9 protein-coding genes are annotated in these 12805 nt (G+C 59.7%); 5 read left to right on the plus strand and 4 right to left on the minus strand.

Features of this window, described 5'->3' with window-relative positions:
* Positions 1 to 12: 12 nt before the first annotated feature.
* The 4 genes from F2P46_RS23165 to F2P46_RS23180 form a co-directional block, all read right to left on the minus strand.
* Positions 13 to 2052, minus strand: a complete 2040-nt coding sequence (locus F2P46_RS23165; protein ID WP_166894598.1) for a sodium:solute symporter family protein — start codon at positions 2050 to 2052, stop codon at positions 13 to 15.
* Positions 2049 to 2363: a sodium/substrate symporter small subunit gene (locus tag F2P46_RS23170; protein WP_166894600.1), complete on the minus strand. Its 315-nt coding sequence runs from the start codon at positions 2361 to 2363 to the stop codon at positions 2049 to 2051. The genes F2P46_RS23165 and F2P46_RS23170 overlap by 4 nt, the downstream gene beginning before the upstream one ends.
* A complete protein-coding gene (locus F2P46_RS23175; RefSeq protein WP_229509421.1) occupies positions 2363 to 3832 on the minus strand; it encodes a sensor histidine kinase in 1470 nt (489 codons plus the stop codon). Before F2P46_RS23175 ends, F2P46_RS23170 begins: the two co-directional genes overlap by 1 nt.
* A gap of 62 nt (positions 3833 to 3894) precedes the next feature.
* Entirely contained in the window at positions 3895 to 4605 is a 711-nt protein-coding gene (locus tag F2P46_RS23180; RefSeq protein ID WP_166894605.1) for a response regulator transcription factor, read from the minus strand.
* Between the two features lie 174 nt (positions 4606 to 4779).
* On the opposite strand from F2P46_RS23180, the gene recA reads away from it, so the two are divergent.
* From recA to F2P46_RS23205, 5 genes are all read left to right on the plus strand, one after another.
* Positions 4780 to 5862 carry a recombinase RecA gene (gene recA / locus F2P46_RS23185; protein WP_166877971.1) on the plus strand — a complete coding sequence of 361 codons (1083 nt, stop codon included), beginning with the start codon at positions 4780 to 4782 and terminating at the stop codon, positions 5860 to 5862.
* Positions 5863 to 5877: 15 nt separating this feature from the next.
* On the plus strand, positions 5878 to 6333 hold the full coding sequence (gene recX, locus F2P46_RS23190) for a recombination regulator RecX (protein WP_166894607.1): 456 nt from the start codon (positions 5878 to 5880) through the stop codon (positions 6331 to 6333).
* Positions 6334 to 7163: 830 nt separating this feature from the next.
* Positions 7164 to 9557, plus strand: a complete 2394-nt coding sequence (locus F2P46_RS23195) for a DUF6531 domain-containing protein (protein ID WP_208296741.1) — start codon at positions 7164 to 7166, stop codon at positions 9555 to 9557.
* Complete coding sequence (locus F2P46_RS38590; RefSeq protein ID WP_166894611.1) at positions 9554 to 11905, plus strand: RHS repeat protein; 2352 nt, start codon at positions 9554 to 9556, stop codon at positions 11903 to 11905. Before F2P46_RS23195 ends, F2P46_RS38590 begins: the two co-directional genes overlap by 4 nt.
* Before the next feature lie 2 nt (positions 11906 to 11907).
* Positions 11908 to 12522, plus strand: coding sequence for a hypothetical protein (locus F2P46_RS23205; protein ID WP_166894613.1), 615 nt, complete (start codon positions 11908 to 11910; stop codon positions 12520 to 12522).
* The last annotated feature ends 283 nt before the right edge of the window (positions 12523 to 12805 follow it).

The raw sequence follows: 12805 nt of genomic DNA on the forward strand, positions 1-12805 counted from the left end.
TACGACAATTCGTCATTCGGGCGCGCGTACATGGTCGACCAGGCCGTGCGCGCGCGCATCCGGCGCCCGCGTGAGCAGGCTGGCCACGACCAGCACCAGCAAGCCGGCCGGCACCCCGAACACCCCAGCCGACATGGGCGCGATGTGGAACCACTGGCCGGCCGCGTTGCCGCCGAGGATGGGGTTGGTGTGCAGCATGTAGTACAGGCACACGCTGAAACCGGCCGCCATGCCGGCCAGCGCGCCGGCGTGGTTGGCGCGCTTCCAGAACACGCCCAGCACCAGCGCCGGAAAGAGGGTTGAGGCCGCCAGCGAAAAAGCCGCGCCCACCAGGGACAGGATGTCGGCCGGCTTTTGCGAGGCGGCGTAGGCGGCGATGAAGGCCACCCCTAGCAGCAGCAGCTTGGAAATGGTGACCCGCTTCTGGGTCGAGGCGCCCGGGTCGAGCACCTTGTAGTAAAAATCGTGCGAGAGCGCGTTGGAAATGGCCAGCAGTAGCCCGTCCGCGGTCGAGAGCGCCGCCGCCAGCCCGCCGGCCGCCACCAGGCCCGAGATGACGTAGGGCAGGCCGCCGATTTCGGGCGTGGCCAGCACCAGCATGTCGCCGTCGATGGCGATTTCGGCCAGTTGCACGATGCCGTCGCCGTTGATGTCGGCAATGCTGATCAGGGGATGGAGCTTGTCGACATTGGCCCAGTAGCTGATCCAGCTGGGCAGGTGGGAAAATCTGGTGCCCACCAGCGCGCTGTACAGGTCGTACTTGATCAGCACCGCCAGCGCCGGGATCGACAGGTAAATGAGCAGGATGAAGAACAGGGTCCAGAACACCGACACGCGGGTGTCGTGCACCGAGCCGGTGGTGTAGGAGCGCATCAGGATGTGCGGCAGCGCGGCCGTGCCCAGCATCAGGCAAAACACCAGCGCCAAAAAGTTGTTGCGGCGAATGTCGGAAGCGTCGCGGTCGGCTCCCGGAAACGGCGTGGCGTGCGGCTGGGGCGGCAGGGAACGGGCCAGGTTGGCCGCGCGCGCGCTGCTCCACAGGCGCGCGGCGTCTTCGGCGCTCTTGGGATAGAGCACCAGGGCCCGCTCGGCGGCGCGGATATCGCCCATGGTGGCATTGCGCAGGCGCACCGCGTCGAGCCGGTGTTGCACATCCTGGCGCCCGCTTTCCCACGAGCCGGGCAGGCTGGCCGCGAGCGCGCCGTAGGCGGCGGCGCGCTGGGCGAAGATGGCGCGCACTTCGCGCTCGCGCGGGTCGCGTTCCAGTTCGGCCTCGCGCGCGGCCAGCTTGGGCATGACGGCGCCGTACGCGACCTGCGGCACCGGATTGTCGGCATGCTTGAGCGAGAGCCACATGGTGGGCAGCAAAAACGCCACCAGGATGATGATGTACTGCGCCACCTGGGTCCAGGTAATGGCGCGCATGCCGCCCAGGAACGAGCACACCAGGATGCTGGCCAGCCCGAGGAAGATGCCGACCGAAAAGTCGACCCCGGTAAAGCGCGACGCGATCAGCCCGACCGCGTAGATCTGCGCCACCACGTAGGTGAACGAGACGATGATGGTGGCGGCCACCGCCATCACCCGCACCGGCCCGCCGCGCCCGCCGGCGCCGCCGCCGTAGCGCGCCGCCAGGAAATCGGGAATGGTGTACTGGGCGAACTTGCGCAGGTAGGGCGCGATCAGCAGCGCCACCAGGCAATAGCCGCCGGTCCAGCCCATGATGTAGGCCAGGCCGTCGAAGCCGTGCAGGTACAGCCCGCCGGCCAGGCTGATGAAGCTGGCCGCCGAAATCCAGTCGGCGGCGGTGGCCATGCCGTTGAACAAGGCCGGCACGCGCCGTCCGGCCACATAGTATTCGGTCACGTTCGAGGTGCGGCTGATCACGCCGATGGCGGCGTACAGCACGATGGTGGCGAACATGTACAGGTAGCCGAGCCAGACGCGCGGCATGCCTTCGCGTTCGAGCAGGGACAGCGCGACGATGAAGGCGACGAAGCCGGCCGTAAACCACAGGTAGTAGCGGCTCAGGCGCCGGAACGCGGCGCTCACGAGCTCGCCCCGGGCGCGGCTTTGAGCAGGGCCAGGAAGCGGCGGTCGGCGCGCCGCATCGCCAGCACGTACACGCCGAGGATGGCCAGGTACACCAGCGAGGCGCCCTGGGCGGCCAGGTAGAACGGCAGCGGCCAGCCGGCCAGCGACCAGGCGGCCAGTTCGCGCGCGAAAAACACGGTGCAAAAGGTGCTCGCCAGCCACACCAGCAGGAGGATGGCGGTGAGGCGGCGCGTGCGGCGCCAGTGAATGCGGCGCGCGGCCACCAGGCGGCGGCGCTGCTCGGCCAGGGAGCCAAGGGCGGTCGGCATCAGCTGTTGTCCTCATCGGTGACGCGCGGCGGCGGGAAGGTCAGGCGGAACAGGCAGCCGGGCGATTTTTTTTGTCCGCTGCGCGGATTGTTGACAATGTCGACCTCGGCCCCGTGCTGCTGGGCGATCTCGCGCACGATGGCCAGCCCGAGGCCGCTGCCGGGCGCGCTGTTGCCGAGGATGCGGTAGAAGCGTTCGAACACGTGGGCGCGCTCGGCCGGGGCGATGCCGGGACCGCTGTCTTCCACTTCCAGGATCGCCAGATCAAACTCGCGCCGCACGCGCACGGTGACGCTGCCGCCGGCCGGGGTGTAGCGCAGGGCGTTGTCGATCAGGTTAGAGAGCATTTCGCGCAGCATCATGGCGTTGGCGGCGATCGGCACCGGCGCGTCGGGCTGCTCGAAGCCAAGGTCGATACGGTGCGCGAACGAGGCTTGCACCCAGTCCTGCACGGTGTCGCGCGCGCTGTCGCGCAGGTCCAGCACTTCGTAGGCGAGGCCGGCGTTGGGCTGGTTTTCGGCGCGCGCCAGGGCCAGCAACTGGTTGACCAGGCGCGTGGCCGATTCCGAGCTCTTGGCCAACTGCTCGAGCGAGCGGCGGATTTCTTCGGGGTCGAGCTGGCGCAGCGCCAGTTCGGACTGCATGCGCATGCCGGCCAGCGGGGTTTTCATCTGGTGCGCGGCGTCGGCGATGAAGCGCTTTTGCATTTCGATGGTTTGCGACAGGCGTTCGAGCATGTCGTTGAGCGAACCGACCAGCGGCGAGATTTCTTCCGGCACCTGGCGCGAATCGATGGGCGAGAGATCGTCGGGACGGCGCGCGCGGATGCGTTCCTGTAACTGCGCCAGCGGCGACAGGCCGCGCGCGAGCGCGAACCAAACCAGGGCCAGCACGATCGGCAAGATGATGAACTGGGGCAGGATCACGCCCTTGATGATTTCGTTGGCCAGCTGGGCGCGCTTGTCCAGCGTTTCGGCCACCTGCACCAGGGCGGCCCAGGGTTCGTCGCCGCGCTTGGCCAGCGGACGCAGGTTGACATAGGAAAAGGCGATGCGCACCGGCGTACCGTGCATCAAGTCATTGCGGAAATGCACGCGGCCGTTGCGCAGGCGCTCGTCATCTGGCGGCAGGGGCAGGTCGCGGTCGCCATCGATGTGCTCGCGGCGCGGGCCGCTGATCTGGATGAACACCTGGTCCACATCGTCGGCGCGCAGGATGTCGCGCGCGCTGCCGGGCAGGCGCGAGAACACCTTGCCGTCGACTTCGCGCACCTGCTGGGCCAGCACGGTGATGCTGTCTTCCAGCGCATGGTCGAAGGGCTGGTTGGCGATCGACTTGGCCACCAGGTAGGTGATGGCGATGCTCATCGGCCACAGCAGCAGCAAGGGCGCCAGCATCCAGTCGAGGATTTCGCCGAACAGGGAATGCTGGATGTTTTCTTCCAGCTCGGCGCCGGGCGGCACATACAAGGTGTCGAGGGCGTCCGGCGCCTCCGGCGCCTCCGGCGGCGCCAGGGCGGCGTCGCGCACGCTCACTTCGATGCCGCGCCCGTGTCGGGAGCGCCGCGTCCGGCGTCAGGGAATTTTTCCAGGCAGTAGCCCAGGCCGCGCACGGTGGCGATGCGCACCCCGCCCACCTCGATTTTCTTGCGCAGGCGGTGCACATAGACTTCGATGGCATTGTTCGACACTTCCTCGCCCCATTCGCACAAATGGTCGACCAGTTGTTCCTTGGACACCAGGCGCCCGGCGCGCGCCAGCAAAATTTCGAGCAAGCCCAGTTCGCGCGCCGACAAGTCCAGCATCTGCTCGTTGATATAGGCGCTGCGCCCGACCTGGTCGTACGCCAGCGGGCCGTGGCGCACCACGGCTGCGCCGCCGCCGGCGCCGCGCCGGGTCAGGGCGCGCACGCGCGCTTCCAGCTCGGACAGGGCGAACGGCTTGGCCATGTAATCGTCGGCGCCCAGGTCGAGGCCGTTGACCCGCTGCTCGATCGAGTCGGCCGCAGTGAGGATCAGCACCGGCAACAGCGAGGCGCGCGCGCGCAGGCGGCGCAGCACTTCCAGCCCGGACAGGCGCGGCAAGCCCAGGTCGAGGATCAAGAGGTCGAATTCCTGGGTGGACAGGGCGGTATCGGCCTCCTGTCCGTTCTTCACACAATCGATGGCGTAGCCGGACTGGCGCAAGGAGCGCGTCAATCCATCGGCAAGCACGCTATCATCTTCGGCAAGTAAAATACGCATGGGGGCACCGGGACGTCTAATTAGGGCTATTGTGTTTCATTTGCCGCAACGCCGGGAATTTTTTTGAAACTGAGGCGTGTGCCGCTTGCATAAACCACTGTTTATTTGTACAGTAGTGCCTGTGACGTGCTACCCGCCCTTGATCTGGACCACTCTCTGGACTGAAAGAAAGTTATGGACGATAAAAAAACCGTATTAAATGCTGGCGAGAAGGGCAAGGCGCTGGCCGCTGCCCTGGCGCAGATTGAAAAGCAGTTCGGCAAGGGCTCCGTCATGCGCATGGACGCCAACGCGCCGGTCGAAGATGTGCAGGTCGTCTCGACCGGCTCGCTTGGCCTGGATATCGCGCTGGGTGTGGGCGGCCTGCCGCGCGGCCGCGTGGTCGAGATCTACGGTCCTGAATCGTCGGGTAAAACCACGCTGACCCTGCAGACCATCGCGCAAATGCAAAAACTGGGCGGCACCTGCGCCTTTATCGATGCCGAGCACGCGCTGGACGTCGGCTATGCCCAAAAACTGGGCATCAACCTGTCCGAACTGCTCATTTCGCAGCCGGACACGGGCGAACAGGCGCTGGAAATCACCGACGCGCTGGTGCGTTCGGGCAGCGTCGACCTGGTCGTCATCGACTCGGTGGCCGCGCTCACCCCGCGCGCCGAGATCGAAGGCGACATGGGCGACTCCCTGCCGGGTTTGCAGGCACGCTTGATGTCCCAGGCCCTGCGCAAGCTGACCGGTTCGATCAACCGCACCAACACCCTGGTGATCTTCATTAACCAGATCCGCATGAAGATCGGCGTCATGTTCGGCAGCCCTGAGACCACCACCGGTGGTAACGCGCTCAAGTTCTACGCCTCCGTGCGCCTGGACATCCGCCGTACCGGTTCGATCAAGTCCGGCGACGAAGTCATCGGTAACGAAACCAAGGTCAAGGTCGTCAAGAACAAGATCGCGCCGCCGTTCAAGGAAGCGCACTTCGACATCCTGTATGGCGAAGGCACGTCGCGCGAAGGCGAGATTTTGGATCTGGGTGCGGATAACAAGATCGTCGAGAAGTCGGGTTCCTGGTACAGCTATAACGGCGAACGTATCGGCCAGGGTAAGGATAATGCGCGTATTTACCTCAAGGAGCGTCCGGCTCTGGCGCGCGAGATCGAAAACAAGGTACGTGTCGCTCTCGGCGTGCGCGAACTGCCGCCGGTCGCTGGCGAGGAGCCTGCCGTCAAGGCGGCCAAGCTGAAGGCTGTCCCCGAGTAATCGGCGGGCCTGGCGATGGCAGCACCCCATTTGAGCCTGAAAGGCCGTGCCCTGCGCTATCTGTCGATGCGCGAGCACAGCCGGCTTGAGCTGGGGCGCAAGCTGGCGCGCCATGCGGAGGAGGGCGACGATGTCGAGGCCCTTCTCGATTTTCTCGAGAAAAACAACTGGCTGTCGCAGGAACGTTTTTCCGAATCCCTGATTCACCGCCGCTCGGCGCGCTTCGGCAACAGCCGCATCATGGCCGAGTTGCAAAGTCACGGGGTCAGGGGGGAAGCCTTGCAGGAACTCAAGGCGGGTCTTGCCGACAGCGAGATGGCGCGCGCCCGCGAGGTGTGGGAGCGCAAGTACGGCACGGTGGCGACCGATCCCGCCGAGCGCAACAAGCAGATGCGGTTCTTGATGCAGCGCGGTTTTTCGCAGCGCGCGGTCAAGGCGGCGATGCAGGGGCGCGATCCGGATGATGATTAAGCCGGTCCGGGTGATGAATATGCATTATCGGTAATTAATATATCCCCTTGTTTGCGGGTTGTTTTTACAAGTGCGCCGCAACGCTGGCGCCACGTCTCTGGGTTACGCCCGTGGGCGGAAAAGCGGAGCGCCTTTCGCCGTATGCCGGGCTGGTACGCCCGTCATACTCCTCAACGGTGGAAGGCGCTACGCTTTTCCGCCCTGTTGTTTTTTGCCGCCCTTTAGTGGTGGGCATCGCTCCTATTCCGCGCCTATTTCTTTAGCTGAAGTGACGCCACGCTGCGTCGTTCGCTAAGGGAAGCGCCAACGCTTCTCAGATTGTTTCCTCGCTAGACATGCAACGCCATCAATGGTTTTGCCGGGTGTCCCCATATCGGCTCAAGCATGACCGGAATGCTTACTCAGCTGGATCCGTAAGGAAAAAGCAAGATGAAAAATCGTTTTGAGAGCGATTTCCACTAACGTTACCTGTGGGCGACAAATTTTTCTAAATTGAAAAAATTTACAAAAGTATATGAGATAATCGAGCCTTGAATGATCTTGAAAGCTTGTGAATGTCTATATTTTCGAAGTGTCAGCTGTTTCGTGCATGGGCAACTGTCCGGCAAATCGTGAACAGCACCATAGCAATTCTACTTATCTGCACTAGCTTCAGTGCCCACGCTGGAGGGCCGGACTATGTAGGCCCTTTTAGGTACGGGGCGCCGGGGTATCCTGCCACAGCAATGCCTACCTTGGAGGGGTGGCTTGCGTTCGTTCGCGGTAGCATAAATGAAACCAGAAAAGATAGTAATCTATGCAATTTTTACTTGGAGCACCGTCAACCGGGGGTGAGCTGGTATCCTGACGGGGTAACAGCCGACGGCATAGAATACGAGGGGTCGACAAGCTGGAGTATTCGTGGCTATTTGAAGTACCAATCCGGAGGGTGTTCAGGCCAACTGGATGAAGCGAACGCTGGCGCCGTGTCAGTTGTCCGGACAAGGACTGTGTGCAGCTTAGCTGAAGGCTATCGCTATTTCACCCCTGCCGGGCAGTGCCGTCATGGTCGTTACGAGCCCCGCCCAGATGCGGATGCCGGCAATGTGGGGCCGCAGTGCCCCGACTGCGACGCTGGTCAGCCAATCACACCAGCAACGGGCAATATGTGGCATGTGATCACCGACTACCAAGCTCCAAAGTCTGCGAGCGACTTGACGCTGAATCGCATTTACAACAGTTCGCCAATTTATGCTGATCCCACCACTATTCGTGGCTTCGGGGTCCGCTGGACCCACTCATTTAATAAGTCTCTCAGGGCGGAACTGAAAGATATCGACCCAAAAAGCGGCCAATGCTGGCGCTTCGACAGTGGCGAACTCGAGTGCGTAAGTGGTTTCCCAAGCGTGGAGAAGATACCTTCGGCTGTATCAATCGCGCTCCCGGATGGGAAGCAAATTCTGTTTTCAAAAAGCGGCGTTGGCAGCTATACAAGCAAAGCGAACGTCAATGAGCAACTGGTGGCCATCATGGCCACTGACGATGTTGCCGTGCAAGAATGGATTCTCACCAGCGGGAAAAATGACCGTATCGAACGTTTTAGCCGGACCGGTTCATTATTATCGACCACCGAGCGTAATGGACTTCAGCAAGTCATGACCTACAGTGACGGGGTCAGCAATGACACCGCGACCAGCCGATTTCCTATCAATGCCCCAGCGTGTGCCAGCGCCCACCCTGGCGTTCTTCTACCTGCCGGCCGTCTGCTGTGCGTGACAAATCATTGGGGACGGCAGCTTCAATTCAGGTACGACAATAAGGGAAGGATCAGCGAAATGATCGATCCGGCTAATCAGTCCTATCTCTACGAATACGATGGCCTGTCGGGCGGCTGCGTCCCTGGCAATGAAAAAACGCTTGCCTGCAAGGCAAACAACCTGACCAAGGTCACTTACCCTGATGGTAAAAGTCAAACCTATTTTTACAACGAAGACAGCAAAATCAACGGCGGTGGAACGTGCACCAACTTAAAAGAGAAAATCGGTAATGGCTTTGGCCCCACGCCGTTTATCAATTTGATGACCGGTTTGGTTGACGAAAACGAAGAACGTTACATCACCTGGACCTATGACTGCTCGGGCCGCGCAACGTCGTCGCAAGTTGGCGAATCAATGGACAAGGTAACGCTTGCGTACCCCGCCACTGGCAACGCGACAGCAACAGTTACGCATCAAGTCGGTGCTCAGGAAAAACCGCAGGCGTCGGTACGGACTTACAACAACACGTATGTGCTCGGTATCGCAAAAACCACTGCTATTGACGGTCCTTGCGTGGAATGCGGAACAATTGCCGAGCGTGCGTACGATAGTATCGGCAATGTGACGAAAACCAAGGATTTCAATAACAATTACAGCTGCTTTGCTTACGAAAACGCCCGCTACCTTGAAACGGCTCGCGTCGAAGGCGTCGCCAACGCAGATTGTTTCCCGCTGCTGACCGCACAAACGCTCGCACTGCCAGTACGTAAAACGACTACCAAATGGCACGCGCAATTCCGCCTGCGTGAAGCAATCGCCGAACCCAAGCGTATTACGAAATACAAATACGACGCGGCCGGCAACCTGATCAGCAAGTCCGAGCAGGCCACCACCGACTTGACAGGCGCTCAGGGATTGAGTGCGCCGGTCACGGGCAGCATCCGGACCTGGACGTACACGTACAGCAACATCGGGCAACTGAAAACAGTAACCGGCCCGCGTACCGACATCGTCGACCGCACCACCTATGACTACGATCCGACCACTGGCGAGCTGATCAAGGTAACGAATGCCGCCAACCAGGCGACCACGTTCTCGGACTACGACGCCCATGGCCACGTTCGCACGATTCGCGCACCGAACGGCGTCACGACAACCCTGAGCTACACCCCACGGGGATTGGTTGCCTCGCAAGCCATATCGAACGGCACCTCGACGCAGACGACCAGCTATGACTACACGCCTTCCGGCCAGGTCAAAACGGTCACGCTGCCCGACAACAGTGTCACGACGTATGCCTACGACATCGCACAGCGCTTGACGTCCATTTCCAACAACCGCGGCGAGAGCATCATTTACACGCTCGACCTGACCGGCAACAGGATCAAGGAAGAAGTGCGCGACCCCAACGGCAACCTGGCGCGCCAGATTACCCGCACCTATGACATTACAGGCCGTTTGACGAGCCAAACCGGAGCAGCACAATGACCCGCCGTATCTTCAGCCGTTTGACGTCCGGCGCAATGATCGTAGTGATGACCTATACGCCCCTGCTGGGCGCCTATACCGGAACCGTGGCAGCGGCGCAGACAGTGCCAGCCGAAGCCACCCGCTACCAGTACGACCTGGGCGGCAACCTGACGGAGATCACCGATCCCCTCGGACGGGTAAGCAACCAGGCCTACGATCCGCTCGACCGTGTAAAGCAGATCCAGCAACCGCTAACCAACGGCGCACGCCCGACCATCAAGCTGGCCTACGACGGCATCGACCAGCTGGCAACGGTGACCGATCCGCGCAATCTGGAGACGCGCTATGCGGTCGACGGCCTGGGTAATCAAGCCGAGCTGGGCAGCCCCGACACGGGCCTGACCAAGTCGACTTATGACGCCGCAGGCAATCTGAAAACGAGTGTGGACGGCCGAGGTAAAACGAATACCTACACCTACGACGCGCTCAACCGCCTGACCCGGATCGACTACACCGGTACGGTCAGCACCACATTTGAATACGATGGCGGGGCTACCCCAATTCCTAACGCGATCGGCAAACTGAGCCGGATGACGGACGAATCGGGCAATACCAGCTATACCTACGACGAATTGGGGCGGCTGGCGACCAAAACGCAGAATACGATCGGCGGGGTCTACAACACCACCCATACGCTAAGCTATGCCTACAATGCCGTCGGCCAGTTAGCAAGCATGACGTACCCGAGCGGCAACCGCGTCAATTATGGCTACAACAATGCGGGGCAAGTCACCAGCATTGTGCTCAATCCCGTTCAGGCTAGCGGTAGCGGCACAAACACTGGCAGCAGCATCGTTTTGCTGAGCAATATCACCTATGCGCCGTTTGGTGGAACGACTGGTTGGACGTGGGGCAACAGCGTACCGGCAAGCCAGTACGCGCATCAACGCGCCTATGACCTCAACGGCCGCATCAGCAGCTATACATTGGGAAGCCCTTCGGCTAACGGCATCGTGCGTACGGTCAGTTACGACGCCGCCAGCCGCATCAAAGGTTATACGCATACGGGCACCGGCACGGCGCCCAGCCCCGCCAGTCTTAACCAGACCTTCGGCTACGACGAACTTGATCGCCTGATCAGCTATGGCGGCAACGGCGTTAGCCAGACATATGCCTACGATGCCAGTGGCAATCGCATCAAAGCGGGGTTTGGGGCGAACAGCTACACCAACACCATCGATCCTGCCAGTAACAAGCTGACCGCCACAACAGGTCCGGCGCCAGCCAAGACCAATACCTATAACGGTGCCGGCAATCTGACTGGCGATGGTACCCTTGTCGTGACCTACAGCGGACGAGGTCGTCCGTACAGCATCCAGAATGGTGCGATGACCATTTACCAGCTCTTCAATGGGCTCGACCAGCGTGTTTTCCAAGGCTACAGTGGCGGGGTGTTCGTCTATGATGAGCAAGGGCAACTGGCCGGCGAGTATACTTACACCAATGGCAAGCCGACCCGCGAGACAGTATACTTGGGCAATCTGCCGGTGGCAGTATTGACTCAGACAGTCACGGGTACCGCACCCGCGCAAAGCACGGCGACCAATGTGTTTCATATTCATCCGGATCATTTGGGAGCGCCACGGATGATTACACGTACGCCCGACAATAAAATTGTCTGGCGCTGGGACAATGGTGATCCGTTTGGCTTGACGCCGCCGAACGAGAATCCAAGCGGAGCTGGTGCCTTTACCTTCAATATGCGGATGCCGGGGCAGTATTACGACAAAAATACAAATTTGTTCTACAACTACCACAGGGATTATGATCCGCAGACCGGACGGTATATCCAGTCTGATCCGATTGGGCTAAAGGGGGGGATCAACACGTATGGCTATGTTGCGGGTAATCCATTATCATTTTCTGATTCAACGGGATTGTCACCTGTTGGTGCGGGAGTCGCTATCGGTGTTCGGGTAGTCGGTGGTCGGGTTCTTGTCGCTGCAATCGGGACTGCAGCACGCAAATATGGGATGGCAGGAACAATCGCGGCATGTGTATTGGCTTTGGTTTGCAACGTCCAAGACTCGGATTACGATGAGTTTGGCGATCAATGGGGCGAAGATGGGTTTAGAGACCATCCTGATCATCTAGATGAGCAAAGTGCGCTCGACACACAGTCGTGGAGTGGCTGTGCGGCGATTCAGTGGGCTATTAAAACACTTAAGGCAGCGATAGCATGGCGATCTGGGGATCTAAAGCTATGTGACGTCAATAATTCGAGAGGAAAAGGACATCGTGACAGAATTAAGGCTCTCGAGGCTAAATTGCTTCAACTTGAACTAGCACTCGCTAGTTGCGCCTGATCATGTCAAAAATAGAAGAATTTGCACAGAGATGGCGTGATAAATATTATTACGTCGATATGCAATGTCGTGAGGTAAAGCCGAATTTCTGGATTGTTAGAGTTGAGGTAAAGCGTATCGATTCAAACGAGGTTGTCGGAGGTTCGCAGCGATCGGGCGAGAGCAGGGAAAGTGCATTCAAGTTGATTATAGAAAACTTCGACAAAAACTTTAGCCTTCTTCCACGGCCTCCTCCAGAGTGGGAACGGATGGATTTGCGGAGTCTTTTGATTGATTACAAAGTATTTAGTGATAAATTAACAGCATTCCTCGTTCAACTGGAAAAATTAAGGAGAAGTGGCAGTCTATCTGAATCCGATTTGCACAGAAGTTATTGGGGAAGCAGAGATTTATTGATTGACTACACTAAGGTTTTTTCAAGGAAATTGAACGAAATTTCTGAGGTCGACAGAATTGCTTTGATGACTTCGTACGATGATGCCTATAAAAATAGAACTGATCCTTGGAACCTCGAAGATTTACAACGACGATCCGACTTATTTAGATTTATTGAAAATCCATCGCAAGAAGTTGTTAGAGCACATGAAATTCATGATGCTCGCCGAGGGGGCGAGTAATAAAGGTGACAGGGGCAGGTCCGACACCCGCACACGCAACAGGGCAGGGTCGGAACGGGGTCAGGTCTGACAAACGGAACGGGGTCAGGTCTGACAAACGGACACGGGCTGATGCGTCGCTGGACGGGCCGTCCCCAAGCTCTTCTTCATTGAAGCGGCCACATGCGCCCCGCGCAACCGATACCAAAATCGCCCCGACTGATGAAATTTCGCGCATCTTGCCCCAAAAAACCATGTTGCAGCGCAACTGGCCTCCCGCATGTGCTAAACTTTTGTGGTTTAA

Source organism: Massilia sp. CCM 8734 (genome assembly GCF_011682155.1).
GTDB lineage: Bacteria > Pseudomonadota > Gammaproteobacteria > Burkholderiales > Burkholderiaceae_D > Telluria_A > Telluria_A rubra.

Bases quoted from the DNA above. Each gene is read 5' to 3' on its own strand.
- F2P46_RS23205 (WP_166894613.1), top strand. From the start codon at position 11,908: ATGTCAAAAATAGAAGAATTTGCACAGAGATGGCGTGATAAATATTAT.
- recX (WP_166894607.1), top strand. From the start codon at position 5,878: ATGGCAGCACCCCATTTGAGCCTGAAAGGCCGTGCCCTGCGCTATCTG.
- recA (WP_166877971.1), top strand. From the start codon at position 4,780: ATGGACGATAAAAAAACCGTATTAAATGCTGGCGAGAAGGGCAAGGCG.
- F2P46_RS23180 (WP_166894605.1), bottom strand. From the start codon at position 4,605: ATGCGTATTTTACTTGCCGAAGATGATAGCGTGCTTGCCGATGGATTG.
- F2P46_RS23170 (WP_166894600.1), bottom strand. From the start codon at position 2,363: ATGCCGACCGCCCTTGGCTCCCTGGCCGAGCAGCGCCGCCGCCTGGTG.
- F2P46_RS38590 (WP_166894611.1), top strand. From the start codon at position 9,554: ATGACCCGCCGTATCTTCAGCCGTTTGACGTCCGGCGCAATGATCGTA.